At 67.9% G+C, this 25,014-nt stretch carries 22 protein-coding genes; 11 read left to right on the top strand and 11 right to left on the bottom strand.

Going from position 1 to position 25,014, the window contains the following annotated elements:
• Window positions 1-5 precede the first annotated feature (5 nt).
• Window positions 6-1,370 (top strand): NAD(P)/FAD-dependent oxidoreductase, encoded by a 1,365-nt coding sequence (locus C7I84_RS02110; protein WP_106770504.1) that lies wholly within the window; start codon window positions 6-8, stop codon window positions 1,368-1,370.
• A 130-nt stretch (window positions 1,371-1,500) separates the two neighbouring features.
• Here the strand turns inward: C7I84_RS02110 and megL are convergent, their stop codons facing one another.
• Window positions 1,501-2,697, bottom strand: coding sequence for a methionine gamma-lyase (gene megL / locus C7I84_RS02105; protein ID WP_106770503.1), 1,197 nt, complete (start codon window positions 2,695-2,697; stop codon window positions 1,501-1,503).
• Window positions 2,698-2,996: 299 nt separating this feature from the next.
• Here megL and C7I84_RS02100 point away from each other — a divergent pair, with 299 nt between their 5' ends.
• The gene (locus C7I84_RS02100) at window positions 2,997-4,592 is read left to right on the top strand and encodes a phytoene desaturase family protein (RefSeq protein WP_106770502.1); all 1,596 of its coding nucleotides are present in this window, start codon (window positions 2,997-2,999) and stop codon (window positions 4,590-4,592) included.
• 187 nt (window positions 4,593-4,779) lie between these two features.
• Window positions 4,780-5,604 carry an IclR family transcriptional regulator gene (locus C7I84_RS02095; protein WP_106770501.1) on the top strand — a complete coding sequence of 275 codons (825 nt, stop codon included), beginning with the start codon at window positions 4,780-4,782 and terminating at the stop codon, window positions 5,602-5,604.
• Window positions 5,605-5,668: 64 nt separating this feature from the next.
• On the opposite strand, the gene C7I84_RS02090 is transcribed toward C7I84_RS02095, so the two are convergent.
• The 5 genes from C7I84_RS02090 to C7I84_RS02070 are packed head-to-tail and all read right to left on the bottom strand — an operon-like array spanning window position 5,669 to window position 11,925.
• A complete protein-coding gene (locus C7I84_RS02090) occupies window positions 5,669-6,862 on the bottom strand; it encodes an aminomethyl transferase family protein (RefSeq protein WP_106770500.1) in 1,194 nt (397 codons plus the stop codon).
• Window positions 6,862-8,541, bottom strand: coding sequence for a dipeptide ABC transporter ATP-binding protein (locus C7I84_RS02085; protein WP_165815949.1), 1,680 nt, complete (start codon window positions 8,539-8,541; stop codon window positions 6,862-6,864). The genes C7I84_RS02090 and C7I84_RS02085 overlap by 1 nt, the downstream gene beginning before the upstream one ends.
• A complete protein-coding gene (locus C7I84_RS02080; RefSeq protein WP_165815948.1) occupies window positions 8,538-9,419 on the bottom strand; it encodes an ABC transporter permease in 882 nt (293 codons plus the stop codon). The genes C7I84_RS02085 and C7I84_RS02080 overlap by 4 nt, the downstream gene beginning before the upstream one ends.
• A 1-nt stretch (window position 9,420) precedes the next feature.
• Window positions 9,421-10,359 (bottom strand): ABC transporter permease, encoded by a 939-nt coding sequence (locus C7I84_RS02075; protein WP_106770497.1) that lies wholly within the window; start codon window positions 10,357-10,359, stop codon window positions 9,421-9,423.
• A gap of 9 nt (window positions 10,360-10,368) precedes the next feature.
• Entirely contained in the window at window positions 10,369-11,925 is a 1,557-nt protein-coding gene (locus C7I84_RS02070; protein ID WP_106770496.1) for an ABC transporter substrate-binding protein, read from the bottom strand.
• A gap of 356 nt (window positions 11,926-12,281) precedes the next feature.
• On the opposite strand from C7I84_RS02070, the gene C7I84_RS02065 reads away from it, so the two are divergent.
• The 3 genes from C7I84_RS02065 (at window position 12,282) to C7I84_RS02055 (ending at window position 15,909) form a co-directional block, all read left to right on the top strand.
• Window positions 12,282-13,388: a M14-type cytosolic carboxypeptidase gene (locus tag C7I84_RS02065; RefSeq protein WP_106770495.1), complete on the top strand. Its 1,107-nt coding sequence runs from the start codon at window positions 12,282-12,284 to the stop codon at window positions 13,386-13,388.
• Window positions 13,389-13,568: 180 nt separating this feature from the next.
• Complete coding sequence (locus C7I84_RS02060) at window positions 13,569-14,384, top strand: SDR family NAD(P)-dependent oxidoreductase (protein ID WP_165815946.1); 816 nt, start codon at window positions 13,569-13,571, stop codon at window positions 14,382-14,384.
• A gap of 4 nt (window positions 14,385-14,388) precedes the next feature.
• Window positions 14,389-15,909 (top strand): GMC family oxidoreductase, encoded by a 1,521-nt coding sequence (locus C7I84_RS02055; RefSeq protein ID WP_133170046.1) that lies wholly within the window; start codon window positions 14,389-14,391, stop codon window positions 15,907-15,909.
• A 213-nt stretch (window positions 15,910-16,122) separates the two neighbouring features.
• Here the strand turns inward: C7I84_RS02055 and C7I84_RS02050 are convergent, their stop codons facing one another.
• From C7I84_RS02050 to C7I84_RS02030, 5 genes are all read right to left on the bottom strand, one after another.
• The gene (locus tag C7I84_RS02050) at window positions 16,123-16,866 is read right to left on the bottom strand and encodes an SDR family oxidoreductase (protein ID WP_106770492.1); all 744 of its coding nucleotides are present in this window, start codon (window positions 16,864-16,866) and stop codon (window positions 16,123-16,125) included.
• Window positions 16,867-16,985: 119 nt separating this feature from the next.
• Window positions 16,986-17,642 carry a methionine ABC transporter permease gene (locus C7I84_RS02045; protein WP_106770491.1) on the bottom strand — a complete coding sequence of 219 codons (657 nt, stop codon included), beginning with the start codon at window positions 17,640-17,642 and terminating at the stop codon, window positions 16,986-16,988.
• Entirely contained in the window at window positions 17,623-18,702 is a 1,080-nt protein-coding gene (locus tag C7I84_RS02040) for a methionine ABC transporter ATP-binding protein (protein ID WP_106770490.1), read from the bottom strand. The genes C7I84_RS02045 and C7I84_RS02040 overlap by 20 nt, the downstream gene beginning before the upstream one ends.
• Window positions 18,703-18,781: 79 nt before the next feature.
• Window positions 18,782-19,630 (bottom strand): MetQ/NlpA family ABC transporter substrate-binding protein, encoded by an 849-nt coding sequence (locus C7I84_RS02035; RefSeq protein ID WP_106770489.1) that lies wholly within the window; start codon window positions 19,628-19,630, stop codon window positions 18,782-18,784.
• Between the two features lie 247 nt (window positions 19,631-19,877).
• A complete protein-coding gene (locus tag C7I84_RS02030; protein WP_245428287.1) occupies window positions 19,878-20,621 on the bottom strand; it encodes a helix-turn-helix domain-containing protein in 744 nt (247 codons plus the stop codon).
• Between the two features lie 24 nt (window positions 20,622-20,645).
• On the opposite strand from C7I84_RS02030, the gene C7I84_RS31000 reads away from it, so the two are divergent.
• From C7I84_RS31000 to hpaE, 5 genes are all read left to right on the top strand, one after another.
• Complete coding sequence (locus C7I84_RS31000) at window positions 20,646-20,828, top strand: hypothetical protein (RefSeq protein ID WP_245428286.1); 183 nt, start codon at window positions 20,646-20,648, stop codon at window positions 20,826-20,828.
• Between the two features lie 30 nt (window positions 20,829-20,858).
• Complete coding sequence (locus tag C7I84_RS02025) at window positions 20,859-22,421, top strand: 4-hydroxyphenylacetate 3-hydroxylase N-terminal domain-containing protein (RefSeq protein WP_106770487.1); 1,563 nt, start codon at window positions 20,859-20,861, stop codon at window positions 22,419-22,421.
• 10 nt (window positions 22,422-22,431) lie between these two features.
• Window positions 22,432-22,941 carry a flavin reductase gene (locus C7I84_RS02020; RefSeq protein WP_106770486.1) on the top strand — a complete coding sequence of 170 codons (510 nt, stop codon included), beginning with the start codon at window positions 22,432-22,434 and terminating at the stop codon, window positions 22,939-22,941.
• Between the two features lie 89 nt (window positions 22,942-23,030).
• Entirely contained in the window at window positions 23,031-23,417 is a 387-nt protein-coding gene (locus C7I84_RS02015) for a 5-carboxymethyl-2-hydroxymuconate Delta-isomerase (protein WP_106770485.1), read from the top strand.
• Between the two features lie 33 nt (window positions 23,418-23,450).
• Window positions 23,451-24,968, top strand: coding sequence for a 5-carboxymethyl-2-hydroxymuconate semialdehyde dehydrogenase (gene hpaE, locus C7I84_RS02010; RefSeq protein ID WP_106770484.1), 1,518 nt, complete (start codon window positions 23,451-23,453; stop codon window positions 24,966-24,968).
• Window positions 24,969-25,014: the final 46 nt, after the last annotated feature.

The raw sequence follows: 25,014 nt of genomic DNA, 5'->3' as shown, positions 1-25,014 counted from the left end.
CCGGCATGGGCGACCTCGACGCCTCACGCTACGCCCTGCAGTTGCGCCAGGTCGCACCGGACGCCGCCCTGCCGAAGTCAGCCGACGTCGTCATCATCGGCGGCGGCATCGTCGGCGTGTCGGCGGCGTGGCATCTGGCGCGGCGCGGGCTGTCGGTAGCGCTCTGCGAGAAGGGCGCCATCGCCGGCGAGCAGTCGGGGCGCAACTGGGGCTGGTGCCGCAACACGCTGCGCCATCCCGCCGAAATCCCGCTGATGCGGCAGAGCATGCGCGACTGGCGCGACCCGGCCGTGTTCGGGGCGCTCGACACCGGCTTCCGCACCACCGGCATCCTCTATCTCGGCGGCCGCAGCCGCAACGACGAGGCGGGCTATGAGGCATGGCTCGCTTCGGTCCGGCCGCATGCGCTGGACAGCAGGATGGTCACCGCCGCGGAAGCCGCGCAACTGGTGCCGGGCGGCGCGCAGCCGGGGCGGGGCGGTCTCTACACCGCGTCCGACGGCGGGGCCGAGCCGGACAGAGCGACGGCTGCGATCGGCGAGGCGGCGAGGGTTTTCGGCGCGACCATCCACTCCGGATGCGCGGTCAGGAGCATCGAAACGCAGGGCGGACGGCTTTCCGGGGTCGTGACCGAAAGAGGGCCGATCGCTTGCGGCGCCGTGCTTCTGGCCGCCGGCATCTGGTCGCGCCTGTTCGCCGGCAATCTCGGCATCGACCTGCCGCAGCTCAAGGTGATGGGCTCGGTGATGCGCACGCATCCCCTGCCGGGCGGGCCGGAAGTCTCGGTCGCCGGCCGGCGCTTCGGCTGGCGCAAGCGGCGCGACGGCGGCTACATCGTCTCGCAGGCCGACGCGACGATCTTCGACATCGTTCCCGACAGTTTCCGCCTGCTCTCCGACTTCCGCCCGGCCTTCGCAGCCGGCCTGCGCAGCCTGCGGCTGCGCATCGGCCGCCGCTTCGTCGAGGAGGCGCGCCTTGCCCGGCATTGGCAGCCGGACGAGATCACGCCGTTCGAGCAGGTTCGCATCGCCGATCCCGAGCCGGCCGGCTGGGTGCTGAGGGAGGCGGCGCAAAAAATCGCCGAGGCCTATCCGCTGTTCGCCGGCATGCGCATTGCCGGCCGGTGGGGCGGCCTGATCGACGTCATGCCGGACGCGCTGCCGGTGATCGGTCCGGTCACCGCCGTCTCCGGCCTGTTCATGGCGACCGGCTTTTCCGGCCACGGCTTCGGCATCGGACCGGGGGCGGGAAGGCTTGCGGCCGAGATGATCTGCGGCGAGCCGCCCTGCGTCGACCCGGCGGCGTTTCACCTCGACCGATTTTCGCGCACCGCGAGCATGTCCCGACAGCCGAAGGAGGAGGAAAAATGATCCTGGCTTCGATCATGCCACCGGTCGCCGACCCTGGAGACGGCGGCTGAGCGCTTCGTGTCGATGGGTTCACCGTCACCGGCCGCGACGCCCTTGCCGTCGCCGGCGATTGGCTGACGGCCGTTCCGGTTCAGAGCGCGTTCAGCGCCTGGTCGAGATCGTCGAGGATGTCGTCGACGTTTTCCAGCCCAACGGAAAGCCGCAGCAGGCCGTCGCCAATGCCGTGCCTGGCGCGCTCCTCGGTGCCGTAGGTCGCGTGGGTCATCGAGGCGGGATGCTGGATGAGCGTTTCCGTGTCGCCGAGGCTGACCGCCCGGGTGACGAGGGACAGCTTGTTCATGAACGCCATGCCCATGTCCATGCCGCCGTCGAGCTCGAAGGCGATCAGCCCGCCCGGCGCCGACATCTGGCGCCTGGCGAGGTCGAACTGCGGGAAGGATTCCAGCCCCGGATAGGAAATGCTGGCGACCTTGCCATGGTCTTCCAGCAGCCGGGCGACCGCCATGGCCGAGGCCGAATGCCGTTCCAGACGAAGCTCCAGGGTCTTCAGCCCGCGCAGCAGCAGGAAGCAGTTGAAGGGCGACAGCGTCGCGCCCGTCATCCAGCGCAGGCCGGTGGTCCGCACCTGCTTGATCATGTCGGCCGTGCCGACCACGATGCCGCCGAGCAGGTCTCCATGGCCGCCCAGATATTTCGTGGCCGAATGCACGACGACGTCTGCGCCGAATTCCAGCGGCCGCTGCAGCGCCGGCGTCGCGAAGGTGTTGTCGACGATCACGACCGCGCCGGCGCGGCCGGCGATGCGCGCGATCTCTGCGATGTCGATGACGCGCAGGTTCGGGTTGGCGGGCGTCTCGAAGAAGACCGCCCTGGTGTTCTCGCCGACGAGTTCCGCCACCGTCTCGGGCCGGGTGAAGTCGGCGAGATGGACGATCACTCCGAAGCGGGTGAGCGCCTGGGTGAAATAGGCGAAGGTGTTGCCGTAGATCGTGTGGTCGACAATCACCTCGTCGCCCGGATTGAGGATGGTGAGCATGACGCTCGATATGGCGGCCATGCCGGAGCCCGCCGTCATCGCCGCTTCGCCGCCCTCCAGGCTCGCCATGCGCTCTTCAAGGATGGTCTGGGTGGGGTTGCGGGTGCGCCCGTAGATGTAACCGGCGCGCTCGCCGCGGAACATTTCCGACCCTGCCTCGGCCGTCTCGAAGGCGAAGGTCGAGGTCATGTAGATGGGTGGCGTCAGCGCCCCGTCATGCTCCGCGGGATCGTAGCCGAGATGGATCGCCCGGGTGGAGAAGCCCTGCGGCCGGTTGCGTCTCGCAGTCATGGCGATGTCCTTCCTTCGGCCGACGGCGGCAGCGTTGCAAGTCCCGTGGCGCGTCGCCATCCGCGGATGGGTCGCCCGCCGCATGCCGGGTTCAAGTGCTCACGGAAGACGCCGAAGACAAGGGCGCCACGGGAGAAAGAGCTAGCACCTGGTCGCCAAAAATGTCAACATACACGACAGTATATCATTATTCGGAACAAATCCCATCCGTTGAAGTGATCCCCGGCATGGGACTTCACCGCGGCGCGATGTTGTGACCGTCACGCCGGATCAGCCGCGAGCGAGAGCAAGAAACCAGCATGAAGCATGACGTCGTCATCGTGGGGGCCGGACATAACGGCCTCGTCTGCGGCGCCTATCTGGCCAAGGCCGGACTGAAGGTCTGCGTGGTCGAAAAGCGCGGGCTGCTCGGCGGCGCCTGCGTGACGGAGGAGGTCTGGCCGGGCTACAAGGTCAGCACCGCCGCGCATATGCTGGGATTGCTGCAGCCGCGGGTGATCCTCGACCTCGAATTGCAGAAGTTCGGCTACGAGGTTTTGGCGACGCCGCCGATCGTCCAGCCGATTGAGGGCGCCGGTCCGATAGTGCTCTGGCGCGAGACCGACCGCCTGGCCAAGCAGTTCGCGCGGTTCTCTGGCAAGGACGCATCGGCCTATCCGGACTATCTCGACCATCTGGCGCGGCTCGGGCCGATCTTCCGGCAACTCATGTGGGAGATCCCGTTCGATCCGAGCGTGCTCGGGCCGCGCAATCTGCGCGACATGGCCATGTTCGCGTGGCGCAACCGCGGCATGGTCGGCCGCTTCCACGACGTGGCCGACCTGTTGACCATGAGTGCCTACGACTATCTCGGCCGCTGGTTCGAGTCCGATGCGGTCAAGGCGATCCTCGGCTACTACCCCGCCGGCGGCTCGGGCCAGAGCGTCGGCTTCCATACCGAGGGCACCGCCTATTTCCTGCTGCGCGGCTATCTGCGCGACAACACCACGCCCGCCGGCGGCACCGGGCTGGTGCGCGGCGGCATGGGAGCCGTCAGCGAGGCGATCGCCCGCGCCGGCGCGCGCTTCGGCATGGAGACGCGGGTCGATGCGGAGGTGGCCCGCATCATCGTCGCCGACGGCAGGGCCGAGGGCGTGGTGCTGGCGAACGGCGACGAGGTCCGTGCCAAGCTCGTCGTCTCGAACGCTTCGGCCAGGCACACTTTCCTGAACCTCGTCGACGAGAAGGCGCTGCCCACGGAATTCCTGCGCGGCATCCGCGGCTTCGGCGGCCAGGCGACGGCCTTCAAGGTGCATCTCGCCGTGGAGGAGTTGCCGAAATGGGAAGGCATCGAGGCCTCCGGATACGGCCAGGGCGATCCGTCCCAGGTGACGATCGCGCCGAGCGTCGCCTATCTCGAACAGGCCTTTGCCGATCTTCAGGCGGGGCAGCCGTCCCGGCGGCCCTATCTCACCGTCCAGGCACCGTCCGTCGTCGATCCATCGCTCGCCCCGAAAGGTCATCACCTGCTCAGCATCTATGGCGGCCACATCCCCTCAGGTCCGGGCGCCGACCACGGCGAGGCGACGAAGCAGGCGGTCGTGGGGCGCGTGCTGGAGACGATCGCGGCGTTCGCGCCGACTTGGCCGGCCACCTACCTGCACAAGCACGTCATGCTCGCCGCCGACTACGAGGAGCAGTTCGGCCTGCCCGGCGGCAATCCGCACCATGCCGACCTGACGCTCAGCCAGCTCTTCTTCCGCCGCCCCGTACCACGCTTCGCCGATCACTCCACCCCGGTGCGAAACCTCTTCCTGTGCAGCGCCTCCAACCATCCGGGCGGCGGCGTCACTGGCGTGCCCGGCTACAATGCGGCGCGGGTCGTCCTTGGAAGGCTCGGGCGAAGGGGCAGGTGAAGGGGCCGGCGAGACGCCGCGAACTGGTCTGCCGCGTCGATTCGCTGCGTGCGGAAACTGAAGGTTCGTTTCAAATATTGGAATTTTTCGCGGGCCGCGCTACAGCCTTTCGACAGGAAGCGGATGAGCGGCCGTGCCGGTTGAAGAACCGGGCACGGTTTGCCGAAGCCGAGGTCGGGAGAACGGGATGGAAACCACGGTCGTCAAAGGCCTCAAGGTGCTCGAGGCGCTGGCGCGCAGCCCGGGGAGCCGCACGCTGACCGATCTTGCCGCCGAATGCGGAATGAGCAAGAGCAACGTCCACCGGCTGCTGCGCACCCTCGAGGAATGCGGCTACGTGGCGCGCGACGCGGATGCGCGCACCTACAAGGCGACGCTGCGGCTGTGGGAGCTCGGCGTGCGCGTCTATTCCCGGCTCGATCTCAGGGCCTATGCCGCCCGTCACCTGCGCGAGCTGGCCGAAGTCACCGAGGAGACCACGCATCTCTCGGTGTTCGACGGGGAGGGGGTTCTTTACCTCGACAAGGCCGACGGCATCCATGCCGTGCGCACCTATGTGAATGTCGGCGACCGTGCCCCCGCCTATTGCTCCTCGACCGGCAAGGCCATGCTCGCCTACCTGCCGGAGGAGACGATCCGCCGCGTCAGCGGCAATCTCAAGCGCTTCACCGAGAACACCGTGCGCACCCCGGCTGAGCTTCGCGCCGACCTCGAGCTGATCCGCCAGCGCGGCTACTCCGAGACGTGCGGCGAGTACCGTGCCGGCGTGCTCGGCTTCTCCACGGCGATCCGCAGCCCGTCGGGCGAGGTCATCGGCGCCATCGGCGTCGCCGGCCCGGAGGAGCGCATGCGCCAGCGCGACATCGACGCCACCATCCGCGCCGTCCTCACCGCAGGTCGGCGGATCGAGGCCGATCTCGGCTTCGGCGTGGTGGAGCCGACGGCCGTCGCTGCGACGGTCGCGCCGAGGAAGACGGCCGCCCGGGCACGCAAGGCGGCCACCGTCGAATAGCCCGGATGCCGGCTTTGCCTCGCTCTGACACGAAGAGCCCGCCTCCAGCGCCCTCGTTCCCGCATCACACCTTGGAAAGCCTGCGCTCCGGGTCGAAGAACGGCATCGGCACGACCGTCGCGGCGAGCTTGCGATCACCCGCCACTACCCGCAGGGCGGTGCCGTGGCCGGTGGCCGGCGTCTCCAGGAAGGCGATGGCGATGGGATGGCCGAGTTGCGGCGACAGCGTCGCCGAGGTGACGAAGCCGACGTCGCGGCCGTCCAGCGTCACGCGGTCGCCGTCGATCGGGACCTCCGGGCCGGCGAGGCTGAGGCCCGCGAGCTGCGTCGCCGGCCCTTCCTGCTTGACTCTGACCAGCAGGTCCCTGGCGCGGTAGCCGCCCTTGCTCTCGTTGATCATCCAGCCGAGCCCCACCTGGGTCGGATTGTGCTGCCAGTCGAAGTCGTGGCCGAAATTGAGGATCGACGCCTCCATGCGCCGCAGGTTGAGCGCGCGGCTCCCGGCCAGCTTGACACCGGCGGGACGGCAATGGTCCCACAGCTCGGCGAACATTTTTGCGCCGTGCCCGACCGGCACGTAGATGTCGTAGCCGAGCTCCGCCGTGTAGCCGGTGCGCGAGATGACGACCGGTGCGCCGCAGACCTCGGTCTCCACCGACCAGTAGAACGGCACGCGCGACAGGTCGGCAGCGCAGACCTTCTGCAGGATGTCGCGCGATTGCGGGCCCTGGATGCTGGCGACATGGATGGTGTCGAGGTGGCTTGTCACCGTCACGCGCTTGCCCTGCGCGTGGGCGTAGATCCACAGCTCGGAGTTCCCCGGTCCGCCGATCCACCAGAATTTTTCGGCGGAGAAGCGCACCAGCACGGCGTCCTCGACGATGCCGCCGAAGTCGTAGCACATGATGGCATAGTAGCACTGCCCGTCCTTCATGCGCGTCAGGTCGCGCGGAACCAGGCTGTCCAGCAGCGGCAGAGCGTCGGGGCCGGCGATCTCGATGATCTCCTCGCCGGTGACGTCCCACAGGCCGGCGACCTTGCGGCAGGCCCAGTATTCCTCGACCGCGTCGGTGAACTGGTCGGGCTTGAGATAGGTGTTGTGCAGCTTGAAGTCGGTCGCGATGGCGCCGATCGTCGGATAGAAGGCCGTGCGCTTCAGGCCGGCGCGCGAGCGCATGCCGGTGCGTGCATAGGGCGGCACGCCGGTCAGGCTGGCGAATTCGGTGCGGGCGTAGGGCACGCTTCTCTTGGCTTCCATCAGGGTCTCCGTTCGGGCTCGGACGCCGCTGCTGCCGGGCTTGCGCCGATCCGCGGCACGGCGTCGAGCAATTGCATGGTGTAGGGGCTGGAGGGCGCGCTCAGCGTAGTCTCGGTGTCGCCGATCTCGCAGAAGGCGCCCCGGCTGAGCACGCCGATCTGCTGCGCGAACCAGCGCACGACAGCCAGGTCGTGCGAGATGAACAGGTAGGTCAGGCCGCGCTCGCGCTGCAGCGTCTCGAGCAGTTGCAGGATGCTCGCCTGCACCGACACGTCGAGCGCCGAAAGAATCTCGTCGCAGATGATCAGCTCGGGATCGGCGGCGAGCGCCCGGGCAATCGCCACGCGCTGCCGTTCGCCTCCCGAGAGCTGGTGCGGGCGGCGGTCCGCATAGGCCGGGTCGAGGCGCACCGCCTGCAAGAGTTCGGCGACCCTCGCCTCGCGCCCGGCGGCGTCCAGCCGGCCGAACATGCCGAGCGGCCGCGACAGGATGCTGCGCACCGTCTTGCGCGGGTTGAGCGAACTGTCCGGGTTCTGGAAGATGATCTGGATCTTCTGACGCAGATGCAGAGGCCGCTGCCGCGCCAGCGCCGCCAGCGGCGTGCCGGCGAAGCGGATGGTGCCGAGGCGCGGCCGCGCCAGGCCGGCCACGGCGCGGGCGATGCTCGACTTGCCGCTGCCGCTCTCGCCGATCAGCGCGAACGTCTGGCCGCGCTGGACGCTGAAGCTGACGCCCTTCACCGTGTCGGCGCCGGCGGGCAACTTGCCGAAGCCGAGCAGGCCGCGGCGGGCATAGCTGACGCGAAGATTTTCGATCTCGAGCAGGTTCGGCGCCTCGTCCTCACCGGCCGGGGTCGCGCCAGGGTGGCCGGCGGGCGGCCGGTCGATGCGCGGGATCGCGGCGATCAGCTTGCGCGTGTAGTCGTGCTGGGGCCGCTCGAACAGGCTTGCCGTGTCGGCCGCCTCGACCAGCCTGCCTTTCTGCATGACAGCGACCCGCTCGCACAGTTGCGCGAGCGAGGCGAGGTCGTGGCTGACATAGAGCATCGACACGCCGGTCTCGCGCTTGAGCTCGGCGAGCAGCTGCAGGATGCGCTTCTGCGTCGTCACGTCGAGGCCGGTCGTCGGCTCGTCGAGGACGACGAGGTCGGGGCGGCAGGCGAGCGCCATGGCGATGGCGACGCGCTGCTGCTGGCCGCCCGACAGCTCGTGCGGGTAGCGCCGCGCCGCCTTGGCCGGCTGTGGGATGCCGACGGAGTCGAGCAGCTCGGCGACGCGGGCTTGCGTTCCCTGCGGCACAGGCACCGAATGGAACGTCAGCATCTCGCCGATCTGGTGCCCGACCTTCATCGACGGCGTCAGGCTGGCCATCGGGTTCTGCGGCACGAAGCCGATCGAGCGGCCGCGGATCGTGGTCAGCTCGCGCTCCGGCATCGCGAAGATGTCGCGGCCGCGGAACAGCACCTGCCCGCCGCCGACGCTGCTCGCGCCGCGCCGCTCGCCCATCAGGCTGTAGGCGACCGTGGTCTTGCCACTGCCCGACTCGCCGGCGAGCCCGAGTGCCTCGCCGTTGGCGATCTCGAAGGAGACGCCGTCGACGGCGCGCGACCATCCGCGGTCGCCGTGATAGTCGACCGACAGGTTTTTCACTTGCGCGACGAATTGCTGCGAGGCTGTCACTTCGCCTCCGCGCTGCGCTGGCCGGGACGGTCGATCAGCCGGGAGAGGCCATCGGCGAACAGGTTGATGCCGATCACCAGCACCGCCATGGCGGTGGCGGGCGCAAGCACCGGCCACAGCGAGTTGGTGGCGTTGGCCCGCGCCTCGTTGATCATCAGGCCCCATTCGGGCGTCGGCGGCGGCGCGCCGAAGCCGAGGAAGCCGAGCGAGCCGATGAAGATGATGGCGAAGGCGCAGCGGATGGCGAACTCGACCAGCATGACGCCGGTGATGTTGGGCAGGATCTCGCGCAGGCAGATGCTGAGCGTGGATTCGCCGCGCGCCAGCGCCGCCGCGACATAGTCGTTGGTGACGACGGTGAGCGTCGCCGCCCGCGCCACGCGCGCCACGCGCGGGGCGAACAGGAACGCGACGGTGAGCACCACCAGCCAGAGGCTGTTGCCGACCGCGCTGATGATCAGCAGCGCCAGCACCAGGGTCGGAATGCTGATCAGGATGTCGATGATGCGCATGCCGATCTCGTCGACCCAGTTGCGCAGGTAGCCGAACACGATGCCGATCAGGCCGCCGACCGCCACCGCGAGCAAGGTCGCGGCGAAGGTCATGGTCAGAACGGAGCGGGTGCCGAGCACGACGCGGCTGAACACGTCTCGGCCGAGATTGTCCGTGCCGAAGGGATGCTGCAGCGAGGCGCCCTCGAACGGGCTGCCCGTCAGGATCGCGGTCGCGCCATAGGGCGCCCAGGCAGCCCCGGTCAGCGCCACCACGACATAGACGAGGATGATGGCGGCGCCGACCCAGCCGCTTGCCGACAGGCCGGGACGGGCCAGCCTCAAGCTCGCCCGCGGCGCCCCGGCATCCTGTTGCTGCACGCTCATCCTAGCGGAGCTTCGGATTGAGCAGGATGACGAGCACATCGGCGATCAGGTTGGTCGCGATGTAGGCGCCGGTCATCACCATGCTGATGGCGAGGATGACGGGCACGTCCTTGTGGCTGATCGAATCCACCATCAGCCGGCCGATGCCGGGGAATTCGAACACCGCCTCGACGACCACCACGCCGCCGATCATCCAGGCGACGTTGAGGGCGGTGATGTTGATCGCCGGCCCGAGCGCGTTGGGCAGGGCGTGGAACAGGAGCACGCGCCAGGTGGGCAGCCCCTTCAGCCGCGCCATCAGCACGTAGCTGGAGTCCAGCACCTCGATCAGGCTCTCGCGCATCATGCGCACCGCATAGGCAGACATGGCCGCCACGATGGTGATGGTCGGCAGGGCGATCAGCCGCAGCAGGTCGCCGAAGCCGTTCGCTTGGCCGATCAGGGCGAGCGGCGGCAGCCAGGCCAGCTTGATCGCGAAGATCGAGATCAGCAGGATGCCGATGACGAATTCCGGCAGGCACATGAAGATGAGCACGACGACCGAGATCGCATGGTCGGCCATCCTGCCGCGGTTGATGGCGGTGATCACGCCGAGCGCGATCGAGATCGGGATGTAGAGGATGAGCGCGAAGCCCGACAGCAGCGCGGTGTTGGCGATGCGCGAGGCGATGTAGTCCAGCACCGGCCGGTCGGCGACCAGCGAGGTGCCGAAATCGCCCGACAGCAGGTTCGACAGCCATGTCAGGTATCGCTCGGGCGCGGACAGGTGCAGGTTCAGCGTCTCGCGCAGCAGCGCGAGCGACTCGGGCGTGGCGTTGCGGCCGAGGATGCGCTCGGCGGCATCGCCCGGCAGCAGCTCGACGCACCAGAAGATGATCGCCGACACGGCGAGAAGGCTGATCAAAGCCATCCCGATCCGTGTCAGCACCAGTCTCGACATGGGCGACGGTCAGCCGATCTCGACTTCGGAAAAATCCTTGGTCGACTGCTGCGGATGCAGCTTCCAGCCGGAGATGTTGGCGCGGGTCGCCGACAGCGCGTCCGGGAAGATCGAGATGATGGCGCCGCCGTCCTCGCGCAGCAGGCGCTGGGCGTTCTGGTAGAGCTCGGTGCGCTTGGCGACGTCCGTCGAGGCACGCGCCTCGTTGATGAAGGCGTCGAACTCGGGGCGCTTCCAGTGCGTCTCGTTCCAGTCCGACGTCGACAGATAGGGCGCGGCGAGCGCGTCGTCGGCGCCGCGGCCCGACCAGGACGAGCAGACGAAGGGCTGCTTCAGCCACACCGCGCTCCAGTAGTCGTTGGCGGGGGCCTTGTTGAGCGTGACGCGGATGCCGGCTTCCGAAGCCATGGCCTGGTAGAGCGTCGCCATCTCGATGAAGCCGGGCGTCGTCTCGGAGGTGAAGAGCTCGATGTCGATGCCGTCGGGATGGCCGGCCTCGGCCAGCAGCGCCTTTGCCTTCTCGATGTCGCGCGCCCGCGTCTCGGCCTGCAGCGCGTACTCGATCCACGGCGCCACCGGATTGTCGTCGCCGATGTTGCCGTAGCCGCGCAGCACCAGCTGCAGCATCTGCTCGCGGTCGACGACGTATTTCATCGCCTGGCGCACGCGGACGTCGTCGAAGGGCGGCGTGTCGGCCCAGCAGCTCAGCGTCAGCACGAAGGGCGAGCGCGTGGTCACCACCTTGATGTCGGGGTTCTTCTGCAGGCCGGCGACGCCGGCGCGGCCGAGATCCCAGACGAGGTCGATCTGCCCGGATTCGATCGCCGCGATACGCGCCGATTCCTCCGGAATGGCGCGCAGCTCGACAGCGTCCACCTTGGGCAGGCCCGGACGCCAGTAATTCTCGTTCTTGACGAACGTGCTGACGTCCTCGCCCGGCACGAACTGCTTGACCTTGAACGGCCCGGTGCCGATGCCCGCCGTCCGCAACTCCGACTCGGGCTGGCCCTCGCGCAGGATGTAGGTGAAGCGGTTGGCGATCAGCGCCGGGAACTCGACGGTGGCTGTCTTCAGCTTGAAGCGGACCGTGTGGTCGTCGAGCGCCGCGATGGCGTCGGGATCGATCGCCGCCATCGAGGAGGCGCCGGGCGACGCCGTCTTCGGATCGAGCAGCCGCTTGTAGGTGTGGACGACGTGCTTGGCCGTGAACGCCTCGCCGTCGTGGAATTTCACGCCTTCCTGCAGCTTGAACGTCCACTCGTCGCCGGTGGCGTTGGATTCCCACGACTTTGCAAGCTGCGGCGCGGCCGCGAACGCGTCGTCGAGCACGGTCAGGCGCTCGAACACAAGGTTGATGCGGGCGGCATCCGGATCGGCCGTGCTCTGCGCCGGATCCATGGTGCCGGTGGCGCCGTCGGCCTCTCCCGCCGCGATCCGCAGCGTCTTGGCCTGCGCCCAGCTCTTCGGCACATGCAGGGCCACCGAAAGCGGGCCGGCCGCCAGAGCCGCCCCCGTGCAAGCCAGAACCTTGCGGCGCGACAGCCGAAGAATGTCTTTCCCGTACATGCAACCCCCTTGAGCTCGGCGGCTCCGCGCCGCGCGACTTGCGTGATCTCTCAGTGCTCCATTCGAGGCGTGATCACCTGCGCCGACGATGGCGGCTGCGTCTGTTCCCTGGCTGGGGACGCTAGCCCAGAATCTCAGTATTTGGAATACGGTTTTTTATTTTGATACAATTGCAAGCCCTCGACTGTTAAGCCAAACCGTCCTCAACGGCATGCCATGCCACAATGGAATTGCTCTTGTTGGCGGCAAACATGGCAAAACCGACCAAATGCGGTTTCGACGGAAGGATTACAGTCGCGACGGCGGGCCGCCCGGCTGAGACGCCGGACGTGCGGAGAGGTGAGGGAGACGAGAGCATGACGGTCGAACCATTCGCGGATCTGCTTGGCGCCTCCCCCTCCGGCAACGGCCGGCTGGCCGTCCCCTTCGACGGCAACTCCCTCGACGTCGAGATCGAGCCCGATCCGCTGACCGGCGCGTATCAGTGGTTTCATTTCCGCGTCCGCGCCGACGGTGCTGTGCCCATCCGCATCGTCAATACGGGCGCGTCGAGCTATCCGCGTGGCTGGGAGGACTGCATCGTCTGGGTCCAGCCCGCCGGCGGACGGTGGAGGCCGCTTCGTGCCGCTCATGCGGACGGCATCGTCACCTTTTCGCATGCCGTTCCAGGTTCGGTCGTGTCCTATGCCCTGTTTCCGCCCTATCGGCAGGCGCGGCTTGCCAGGCTTGCGCAGCGGGTCGCCGCCAGTCCCGCCGGCCAGGTCGTGCCGGGGGACACGAAGGCGGGGCGCGCGGCGAGGTTCGCTCTCGGTGGCGACGCATCGGCACGGCAGATATGGATCGTTTGCGGCCAGCACGGCAGCGAGCACCCGGCGCTCTGGTTCGCCGACGGGCTTGTCGAAGCGCTGCTGCAGGACGAGACGCTGCTGGCCGGGAAACGATTTCACGTCGTCCCCATCGCCAATCCGGGCGGCATGCGCCGCGGATTTCTCCGCACCAACCCGCTGGGCCAGGACCCCAACCGCCATTGGGGCGAAGGTCGTGCCGCGTGCCCGGAGGTCGCGACTTTGCTCGACGCGATGGAGGGCAGGGGCGTCGACGTGCTGCTCGACGTCCATACCGATTTCGAGATGGGCACTGTCTATCTCGACGTGCTCGACGAATGGATGGAAACGCCCGAGCGGCTCTCCCGCCTGCGCGAAGACTTCGAGCATGGCTTGGCCGAGTTCTCCTCCGACGTGGCTTTCGGCCGGCGCTATCCCTGGAGCGAGCCGCCGTCGCCCGACCTGCTTGCGGGCATGTGCGCGCCGGCGGTGGAGCGCCGCTTCGGCGCCGCCGCCATCACGCTGGAACTGCCGATCGGCCGCTACCGCGACGCGCTGGGCGCGCCGGGCATATGGTACCCTCGGCATTCGCTCGCCCTCGGACGGGCGGCCGCCGCCGTCCTGCTCGGCCGAGCGTGACGGCGGGAACGGGAACTGCCGGGCGACTGCCTTCATGGCGCGGGGGCGGACCAGCGTAGCATTCCCTGGAAGCCTGTTGCGATATTCGGAATTATCTGCATTGCTCGCATGAGCCGTCCGGCGGTTCCGGACAAACGAATCCGGCGCTTCATGGCGCGTTTCACAGAGAGGAGCGGGACCATGGCTCGGTTCCAGGACAAGGTCGCGATCGTTTCGGGCGGCGCCGATGGCATGGGCGCCGCCTGCGTGCGCCAGCTCGCGGCGGAAGGCGCGGCCGTCTTCGCGCTGGACGTCAAGGCGGATGTGGCACAGGCGCTGACCGAGGAGCTGTCGGGCTCCGGCGCGAAAGTGACCGCGCTCGAGGCCGACGTGCTGGACGAGGAGAAGTTCCGCGCCGCCCTCCAGACCGCGTTGGCGGCGGCCGGCCGCGTCGACGTGCTGATCAACATCGCCGGCGGCAGCGCGCCAGGCCTCGTCGCCGACATCGATCTGTCCGTATGGGACAGGCTCTACCGGCTGAACGTGCGCAGCACGCTGGTCGCCTGCCAGGAGGTGCTGCCGATGATGCGCCGGCAGGGCAGGGGCAGCATCGTCACCATGGCCTCCATCTCGGGCCTGCGCGGCGATCCCGGCTGGGCCGCCTACAACTCGGCCAAGGCCGGCATCATCTCGCTGACGCAGTCGCTGGCATGGGAGGAGGGGCTGAACGGCATCCGCGTCAATGCCATCTGTCCCGGCCCTGTCGCCTCCGAGCGCATGCTGGCGACGCTGCCGCCGGAAGCCTTCGAGCAATACGACCAGGCCAGCGCGCTCGGCCGTATGGGCCGGGCGGAGGAGCTTGCCGAGGCTATCCTGTTCCTGGCCTCCGACCAGGCCTCCTTCGTCACCGGCGCGGCACTGGTCGCCGACGGCGGGCTGACGGCCCGCACCGGCCAGCCGACGGATTTCGACCGGGTGCGCAGCGAAGAGTTCGCGCGCCGGCGCGGCGGAAAATAGGCTGGTGCAGGCGGCAAGATCGGCGATGGACAGCCTGGAATTCGACTATGTCGTGGTTGGCGGTGGCGGCGCCGGCGCGGTGCTCGCCAGGACGCTGGCCGAGAGGACGAGCGCCAGCGTGGCGCTGCTGGAGATCGGTCCGAGCGATGCGGACAAGGACGAGGTGCTGGATTTCCGGCGCTACCGCGAGGTTCCCGCAGGCCCGCTCGGAACGCGCATCGCGATCGTGCCGCCGACACGGGGAAACGGGCGCTTCAGCTATCCGGTGAGCCGCGTGCTCGGCGGCTCGACCTCGCAGAACACCTGCATCTGGTTCCGGCCGCCGGCCAGCGATTTCGACGACTGGGCCGCCGCCGGCGCGCTGGGATGGGGACCCGACGCGATCCTTCCGCATTTCGAGGCGCTCGAGGCGAGCGTCAAGGTCGAGACCCAGGCGGCCGACCTCGATTCGCACCGCGTGCTGTTCGACGCGGCGCGTCAGTCCGGCTTCGAACGCATCGACTTCAGCACCCCCTTCGATATCGGCATGGGCGACTACCGGATGAGCAAGTCCGGAGCGTACCGCCAGTCGACGTCGGTCGTCTTCCTGCGGCCGCCGTCCTCCCTTCCGGCGAATCTCGCCGTGCTGACGGAGACCGCGGTGGAGCGGCTGCTGTTCGGGCCCGGCAACGAAGTGACCGGCGTCGAGACCAGCCGCGGACCGATCCGCGCCCGCCGCGAGGTCGTGCTGTCAGCCGGCGCGCTGGAGACGCCGAAGTTGCTGATGCTGTCGGGCATCGGCCCGGCCGATCATCTGCGCGAGTTCGGACTTGAGGTGCGCAGGGACCTTCCCGGCGTCGGGCGCCATCTGCTCGACCACCCCGCCGCCTGCGTGAATATTGCGGCGACGCGGCCTTTGGCGCGCGACGAGGTCTGGAACTATGCGGGCGTCCTGTTCGAGCGCGTCGAGCCGGATGCGCCCTGGCCGGACATCGAGATCCAGCTCGGACCGGAGCTGTTCGAGCAGCAGACGGCACCGGCCGGCTATCCATCCGCCCCTTTCGGTTTCGCCGCCTATTTCACGGTCAACCGGGCGAGAAGCGAGGGGAGCGTGTGCCTCTCGTCGCCCGGCCCGCACGATCATCCCGCCGTCGATCCGGCCTATTTCAGCGATCCCGACGGTTACGACATGCGCATCATGGTCGGCGGCGTCAAAGCCGCGCGCCGGCTGTTCGCGGCGCCGGCGATGCAGGGCTGGGCCGGCGCCGAGCTTGCTCCCGGCGCGGACTGCCGGGACGACGAGGAAATCGCCGATTTCGTGCGCGAAACGGTGACGACCGGCTATCACCCCGCCGGTACCTGCCGGATGGGCGATCCGGCCGACCCGCGGGCTGTGGTCGATCCCGAGCTGCGCGTCATCGGCGTGCCGGGCCTGCGCGTCGCCGACGCCTCGATCATGCCGACCATGGTCAGCGTCAACATCGCCCCGACCTGCATGATGATCGGCCGCCGCGCCGCCGAGCTGATCGCCCGCTCGCCGGCTTGAGCCGGCGAGCGTGCATACAAACTTACCCCCACCCCTCAAGGGGGATCTTGCCGCGGTTCCGCCAAACGTGAATCGGTTGCGATTTCGCTCGGCATGGCGACCACAAAATCCCCCTCCCCCTTGAGGGGAGGGGTTAGGGGTGGGGGCGCGAGCCGCTCGCCATATGCGATTGCCATCGGAAGGATCGATCGCGGCGGCCGACGGGATATGCGATCACCGTTCGTAGAACTTGTTCAGCCGGGCGCTGATCACGATCTCGTTGAGGCAGACCGAGGCGGGCCGCGTGGCGAGGAACAGCACGAGCTCGGCCAGATCCTCCGGCTGCAGCATCTCGGCCCGCTCCTGCGCGCTCGGCGGCTGCGGGCGCTTGTCGAGGATCGGCGTCGCCACCTCGGCCGGCAGGATGGCGGTCGAGCGGATGCCGCTGCGGTATTCCTCCATGTTGATGCTCTGGCTCATCGCCACGACGGCGTGCTTGGCCGCCGTATAGACGGGCCCGCTCACCGGGTGGATGAATTTTCCCGCCCACGAAGCGGTATGGATCAGCAGCCCTTGCTTGGCTCGGCGCATGGGGTGCATCGCGGCCGCCGCGCAGTAGAAGGCTGCCGACAGGTTGCCGTTGATCAGCGAATCGATGCTGTCCGTCGTCAGGTCCCGCCACGCCCTTTCGGCGATGTTGCCGCCGGCATTGTTGACGAGGATGTCGAGGCGCCCGAACCGCTCCTCGATCTCGCCCACGATCGCGCCCGCCGTGTCCGGCTGCGTCAGGTCGCCGGCCCGCGCAACGGCCGTTCCGCCGCTGGCGGCGATTTTCTCCGCTGTCTGCTCCAGCGCCTCCTGGCGCCGACCCGTCAGCACCGCGACGCAGCCGGCGCCCGCCAGCGCGGTGGCGACCGCCTGTCCGATGCCGCTGCCCGCTCCGGTGACCCAGGCGACTTTTCCAACCAGACTGTCCATGCCGCTTCGCCCTTCTTGATCTGCGACGCTGATAGCGAACGCGGATGCGCAAGCACAAGAGGGCAGCCGTCCGGCGGTGACGTGACAGACGACGACGGCACGCCGCCGGCCGGCGCCCGTCAGGCGCGATGGTCGAGCCTGGCGACGAGCCGGTCGCCGGCATACTGGATGAGGCATACCAGCACGATCAGCACGGCGACCACGGCGATCATCACCATCGTTTCGAAGCGCTGGTAGCCGTAGCGGATGGCCAGATCCCCGAGGCCGCCCGCGCCGATCGCGCCGGCCATGGCCGACGCGCCGACGAGCGTCACCAGCGTCACGGTGAAGCCGGCGACGAGGCCGGGCAGCGCTTCCGGGACCAGCACCTCGCGGATGATCGTCCAGCGGTTGCCGCCCATGGCGCGGGCCGCCTCGACCAGCCCGTGATCCACCTCGCGCAGCGAAACCTCCGCGATGCGCGCATAGTAGGGCGTGGCGGCGATCGACAGCGGCACGATCGCCGCCCAGGTGCCGATCGACGTGCCGACGATCAACCGCGTCAGCGGGATCAAGGCAACGAGCAGGATGATGAACGGCACCGAGCGGAAACCGTTGATGACGGCGCCGAGGATACGATTGAACCACAGGTTCTCGGCGATGCCGCCGCGATCGGTGGCGACCAGCGCCAGGCCGAGCGGCAGGCCCGCGACCAGCGAGATCAGGCCGGAGGCGGCCGTCATCAGGATGGTTTCCCAGGTCGAGCGGACAAGCAGTTCAAGCATCACCGGCGACATGGCCGAGCACCTCGGTTCGCGCGCCGCGCGCTTGAAGAAATTGGCTGACCCTGGCCACGTCTTCGCCGCCGCCCGGGATCATCAGGAACAGCGTGCCGACCGGCTCGCCCTGGATCGTCTCGATGCCGCCGTGGATCAGCCGGAAGGACACCTTCAGCGTGCCGGCAAGGTCGGAGAGCAGCGCCTGGCGCGCCGCGTCGCCGAAGATGTCGATCCTGAGCACGGCCTCCCCGACGGGTTCGGGCGAAAGCCTGCCCGCGATCTCCGGCGGCAACTGCGGACGCATGCCGGCAAGCAGCCGTTGCGTGACCTCCGACTTCGGTTCGGCAAAGACCGACCAGACCGGTCCTTCCTCGACGATGCGTCCCTGGTCTATGACCGCAACACGATCGGCGATCGACCGGATCACCTCCATCTCGTGGGTGATGAGCAGGATGGTGAGTCCGAACCGGCGGTTGATGTCCTTCAGCAGCGCCAGGATCGAGCGCGTCGTCTCAGGATCGAGCGCCGACGTCGCCTCGTCCGAAAGCAGCAGGGCCGGATTGGCGGCCAGCGCGCGGGCTATGCCGACACGCTGCTTCTGGCCGCCGGAAAGCTGCGCCGGATAGCTTCCGGCCTTCTCGGGCAGCCCGACGAGATCCAGAAGCTCGGCGGCCCGGCGGACGCGCTCCGCCTTGCCGATTCCCGCGATCTTCAACGGCAGGGCGACGTTCTGCACCACGGTCTTGGCTGACAGCAGGTTGAAATGCTGGAAGATCATACCGATGCGCCGGCGCAGCGGCTGCAGGTCGCGCTCGCCGAGCCGGCTGATCTCCCGGCCCTCGATGAACACCTCGCCGGAATCGGGTCGCTCCAGGCCGTTGAGGCAGCGGATCAGCGTCGATTTGCCCGCGCCGCTGCGACCGATGATGCCGAGAATCTCGCCCTTGTGGACGGTCAGCGAGACGCCGTCGAGTGCCGCCGTCCGCCCGAACCGGCGGCGCAGGTCGGTCAGGCGGACGACATCATGGTGCAGCCCGGCGCGCTCCACCGGCACTCCTGCTGAAAAGTGTACGTTCATTATACGTCCAGGTCCGAGTAAAAACAGGTCGGCGGCCCGCGTGGAACGCAGGCCGCCGCAGCCGGTGCGATATCGGCGCTCAGTAGGCGCTGATGCCCGTTCCCTTGTACACCCGATCGAACTCGGCCTTCACCGTTTCGTTCTGGTAGGATTCGACCAGGGTCTTCACCCAAGACTCGTTCTCGGCGCCGGCTTTCACGGCGATGAAGTTGCGGTACGGATTGTCGGCCACCGGCTCCTGGGCGATGCGCTCGTCAGGGGTCAGGCCGCTCTTCAGCGCCCAGTCGGTGTTCACCACCGCCGCGTCGAGATCGTCGACCGAGCGTCCGACGATGCCGGCGTCGAGTTCCTTGATGTCGAGCTTCCTCGGATTTTCGGCGATGTCGGTCACGGTGGCGAGGATGCCGGTGCCGTCCTTCAGCTTGATCAGCCCTTCGTTCTGCAGCACGCGCAGCGCGCGGCCCTCGTTCGACGGATCGTTGGGCACGCCGACCACGGCGCCTTCCGGCAACTCGGCGACTGTCTTGTGCTTCTTCGAATAGAGGCCGATCGGCCACACGGCGGTATAGCCGGCCGGCACGATGTGGTAGCCCTGCGTCTTGATCTGGTTGTCGAGATAGGGCTGGTGCTGGAAGGCGTTGGCATCTATCTCGCCGCGTTCCAGCGCCTCGTTCGGCTGGGTGTAGTCGTTGAAGACCACGGTCTCGATGGTGAGGCCGCGCCTGGCGCCTTCCTCGACGACGACGCGCCACACGTCCTCGTCCTCGCCGCTGATGATGCCGACCTTGATCTCCTTCTTGTCCTGGGCGAGGACCGGCGCGGCGAATGCGAAGCTGCCGAGCGCCACGGCGGAGGCGACCAGCATGCCGAGGCCGGTCCGGCGGGGAACGGCGCTGGCGAGCGGATATGTATTTTTCGGGTCGGACATGATCGTTCCTGGCAGGTTGCTGTTGAGGCTGGATCATCGGCGATGCCGCCATTTTGCGCAAAGGAACGCTTTTCCTGCCTAATCGCCGGGCAGGAATACTGTCTCAAATAATGGCTCGAAATGAGAGCCGGAACCTCCGTCTTCGCAGGTGCGAAAAGTGAGGGGAAATGAGCGGTGCGTGCCGCAGGCCTTGCGGCATGCTGCTCTCCCCGGTCGCACGAGTGGCCGCAAGCCCTGGCCCGCCGGTCTATGCCGGCCTGCGGGCATCCTGCTCGAGGTGCCGGCGGCGCCATGCGGACGGCGCCTCGCCCGTGTGCCGGCGGAAGAAGCGCGAGAAATAGGCGGGATCGCCGAACCCCACCTCGCGGCCGATGTCCTCGACCGGGCGTATGGTGAACATCAGCAGCCGCTTCGCCTCGAGCAGCCGCCGCTTCTGCAGCATGTCCTTGACGGTCGAGCCGAAGACCTCGTGGGCGGCCTTGTCGAGCAGATGCGGCGTGGTCGCCAGCAGTTCGACATAGGCGCCGACCGGCAAATCCTTGCGGAAATGCCGATCGACCGCCCGCCGCAGCGCTGCCGCGAGCGCTACGGTCGGCGACGCCGAGAGACCGGTCGAGCCTTCTCCCAGACGGGCGATCAGCGACAGAACGACGCCGATCAGCCCCGTCAGCACCTTGTCGGCGGCGGGGCCATGCGTCCGATACTCGGCCGCGATCATGTCGACGAGAGCGCCGATCCCCGCCCAGCCGGCATCGTCACGGCCGCCGGTGATGAAGACCGGCGCATCGAGGCCGAGATCGACGCGCGGCGCCAGCGTCTTCAGCATGCCGTCCGAAATGGATATCACGAAGGCGTCGGACTCCACGTCGACGTCGAAGCCATGGATGACGTTGCTCGGCACGAAGCTCACCGTCGGTGCCGAAAAGTTCCAAGTCTCGTCTTCGATGCGATAGGTCCCGCTCCCCCGGAACCAGTATGTGATCTGCCCCATCGATGGATGCTGGTGCGGAGCGACATGGCCGAAGTGCAGGGATTTGCGTTCCATGACGGTTTCGACATGGAGGAAGCCGACTTCGAGTGGGCGGCTCGGCTCGCCATAGACGAAGAATTCGGGGACATCGCGGCGCGCGGACATGCCGGAAAAAGTACCAGCGAATTTGCGTCTTTGTCCATGGTCGCGCTCGCCGGCCGGGACTAGCATCCGCACGGTCCAGAGGAGGAGACAACGATGCGCGCCGAAGACCATCGCAGCGACAAGGCCCGGCCCTTCACAGGCCAGGAATATCTCGCGAGCCTCCGGGACGGGCGCGAGGTCTATATCAATGGCGAACGCGTCGCCGACGTCACCGCCCATCCCTCGATGCGCAACGCTGCCCGCTCGCTGGCGCGGCTCTACGATTCCCTGCACGCTCCAGACGCGCGGGACAGGCTGACATCGCCCACCGACACCGGCTCCGGCGGCTACACGCACAAGTACTTCCGCGTGGCGCGTTCGTCGGAGGAACTCGTCGCCCAGCAGGGGGCAATCGCCGAGTGGGCGCGCATGTCCTACGGCTGGATGGGCCGCACCGCCGACTACAAGGCGGCGCTGATGAACACGCTCGGCGCCAATGCCGACTGGTACGGCCCGTTCAGGGACAATGCGCTCGCCTGGCACAAGCGCGCCCAGGAGTCGGTGCTGTTCATGAACCACGCCATCGTCAATCCGCCGATCGATCGCCACAAGCCGGCGGATGCCGTGAAGGACGTGTTCGTCCACATCACCAGGGAAACCGACGCCGGCATCCACGTCTCGGGCGCCAAGGTGGTGGCCACCTCGTCGGCGCTCACCCACTACAACTTCCTGGCCCAGGGCTCGGCGACGGTGACCGAGGATCCGTCGCTGTCGGTCATGTTCATCGTCCCGATGAACGCGCCGGGCGTCAAGATGTTCTGCCGGGTCTCATACGAGCAGACGGCGAACACGGTCGGCCATCCGTTCGACTATCCGCTGTCCTCGCGCTTCGACGAGAACGACGCGATCCTCGTGCTCGACGACGTCTTCATCCCCTGGGAGGACGTGCTGGTGCTGCGCGACGCGCAGAAAATCCTGTCGTTCCATCCGGCGTCGGGTTTCATGCACGGCTACTGTTTTCAGGGCTGCACGCGCTTCGCGGTAAAACTCGACTTCCTCGCAGGGCTGCTCGCCAAGGCGCTGCGCGCCACCGGCGGCGACGCCTTCCGGGGCAACCAGGCGGCGCTCGGCGAAGTGATCGCGCTCCGGCACATGTTCTGGAGCTTTTCGCACGCCATGGCGCGCAATCCGCAACCCTGGGCCAACGGCGCGGTGCTGCCGAACATGGAGGCCGCGCTTTCCTATCGCACCTTCATGTCGGAAGCCTATCCGCGCGTCGTCGACACGGTCCGCCGGGTGATCGCCTCGGGTCTCATCTACCTGCCGTCCTCGGCGCGCGATTTCGACAATCCCGAGATCGACCGCTATCTCGCGCAATATGTGCGCGGCTCCAACGACATGGGCCATGTCGAGCGCATCAAGATCATGAAGCTGCTGTGGGATGCGACCGGCACGGAGTTCGGCGGGCGCCATGCCCTCTACGAGCTCAACTATGCCGGCGCGCCGGAGGAAGTCCGTCTGCAGGTGCTGAAGGGCGCGGAGCGCGGCGGCCGGCTGAAGGAGATGGAGGCGCTGGTCGACCGGTGCATGGCCGACTACGACGAGAAGGGCTGGACCGGCGACACCTGGCTGCCGCCGCTCGGCGACGCATCGCCCGTCCGCGACGCCGCCGAATGAGGCGGCGGCCATGGACACCGCCACCAGGGCCGAATTCCGCAACGCCATGGCGCGGGTCTGCGCGCCCGTCAACGTCGTCACCACCAACGGGGCGGCCGGCCGGGGCGGCTTCACGGCGACCGCCATGTGCAGCGTCACCGACGAGCCGCCGACCCTGCTGGTCTGCATGAACATGCGCTCGGCGCAAGGCAGTCTGTTCGTCGAGAACCGCCGCTTCTGTGTCAACGTGCTGACGCAGGAGCACAAGGAACTCGCCGGCTATTTCGCCGGCCAGCGGTCAGACATGGAGGCCCGCTACGCGGCCGCCGAGTGGATCGACCTTCCCTCGGGCAATCAGGCCCTTGCCGATGCGATCGTCTCCTTCGACTGCCGGCTTGCCGAAGCCCGGCCGGTCGGCACGCACAACATCTTCATCGGCGAAGTGGTCGGCATCCGCTCGCGCCGGGACGGCCATGCGCTGCTCTATTTCGACCGCAACTACGTGCATGTTCCGACCCAGGCCGGAAGTTTTGGCGGCTGACCTTCCCGGTCGGGCGCTCCGCGCGAGAAATCGCTTGACAACCCGTCATCTATTTAACACGTTAAGTATAAAGCCGCACGGGAGGAACCTTGCCGCATCTGATCGTGGAGTACTCGGCCAATCTCGACGGCCGCGCCGACATCGCCGGCCTGTGTGACCGGCTGCTGGCGACCGTGCTGGCGTCCGGCCTGTTCGAGGTTGGCGCGGTGCGTGTCCGTGCCCTGCGTGCGGACCACTATGCGATCGCCGACCGCCTGCCGGAGAACGCCTTCGTGGATCTCAACTTCCGCATCGGCAAGGGCCGAACGATCGAGGAATGCAGGCAGGTGGGCGAGGCGATTTTCCGGACGGCGCAGGATGTGCTGGAGTCGCTCTTCGCCAGCCCGCACTTCGCGCTCTCGCTGGAGATCCGGGAGATTGATTCCGATCTGAGCTGGAAGCGCAACGCCATCCATCAGCGCCTGCGCGGCAGGTAGGTTCCGTCGCCGGGGCCAGTCAGGAAACAGACGATGTCCAAGCTGCAAGAGAACCTCTCCAGGGCGGAAAACTATCTCGCCGGCTTCCGGGAGCGCGGCGTGCTCAACCGCATCGGCGGCGAGGATGTGCCCGCTGAGGACGGCTCCGTTTTCGAGACCATATCGCCGATCGACCTGAAACCGCTGGCGGCGGTCGCGCGCGGCAAGGCCGCCGACGTCGACCGGGCGGCAAAGGCCGCGAAGGCGGCGTTCGCGGAATGGACGGCGATGCCCGGCGAGAAGCGCAAGGCGGTGCTGCACGCGATCGCCGACGCCATCGTGGCGCGTGCGGAGGAAATTGCCTTCGTCGAATGCATGGACACCGGCCAGGCGCTGAAGTTCATGTCCAAGGCGGCGCTGCGCGGCGCCGAGAATTTCCGCTTCTTCGCCGACAAGGCGCCGGAGGCGCGCGACGGCAGGGCCTTGCGCGCCGAGGGCCAGGTCAACATGACGACCCGTGTCCCGATCGGCCCGGTAGGCATCATCACGCCGTGGAACACGCCCTTCATGCTGTCGACCTGGAAGATCGCTCCGGCGCTCGCCGCCGGCTGCACCATCGTCCACAAGCCTGCCGAGCTTTCGCCGCTGACGGCCAGGCTGCTGGTCGAGATCGCGGAGGGGGCGGGGCTGCCCAAGGGCGTCTGGAATCTCGTCAACGGTTTCGGCGAGGAGGCCGGCCGCGCGCTCACCGAGCATCCGCTGATCAAGGCGATCGGCTTCGTCGGCGAGAGCCGCACCGGCTCGCTGATCATGAAGCAGGGCGCTGATACGCTGAAGCGCGTGCATTTCGAGCTCGGCGGCAAGAATCCCGTCGTCGTCTTCGCCGATGCCGATCTCGAACGCGCCGCCGACGCCGCCGTCTTCATGATCTATTCGCTGAACGGCGAGCGCTGTACGTCGTCGTCGAGGCTGCTCGTCGAAGCGGGCGTCCACGACCGGTTCACCGCGCTGGTCGCTGAAAAGGCCAAGCGCATCAGGATAGGCCATCCGCTCGACCCGGAAACGGTGATCGGCCCGCTCATCCATCCGGTGCACGAGAGGAAGGTGCTCGACTACATCGAGGTCGGCCGGTCGGAAGGCGCGACGGTGATGGCCGGCGGCGGCAAGGCCGAGGGCCCGGGGGGAGGCTGTTATGTGCAGCCGACACTGTTCGCCGGCGCGAACAACGGCATGCGCGTCGCCCAGGAAGAGATATTCGGCCCGGTGCTGACGGCGATCCCCTTCGAGGGCGAGACCGAGGCGCTGGCGCTTGCCAACGACGTCCGCTACGGCCTCGCGGCCTATCTGTGGACGTCGGACGTCACCCGCGCCTTCCGGTTCTCGGACGCGCTCGAGGCCGGCATGATCTGGGTGAACTCGGAAAACGTGCGCCATCTGCCGACGCCGTTCGGCGGCGTCAAGAATTCGGGCATCGGCCGCGATGGCGGCGACTGGTCCTTCGACTTCTACATGGAGACGAAGAACGTCGCCTTCGCGACGAAGGCCCATGCCATCCAGAAGCTGGGCGGCTGATCGCGGGCATCAGCCGGGACAGGCCCGCCGCCGCGTCCGGCGGGCA

This window comes from Kumtagia ephedrae (assembly GCF_003012745.1).
Taxonomy (GTDB): domain Bacteria; phylum Pseudomonadota; class Alphaproteobacteria; order Rhizobiales; family Rhizobiaceae; genus Kumtagia; species Kumtagia ephedrae.
This window is presented reverse-complemented; position numbering and strand designations above follow the sequence as displayed.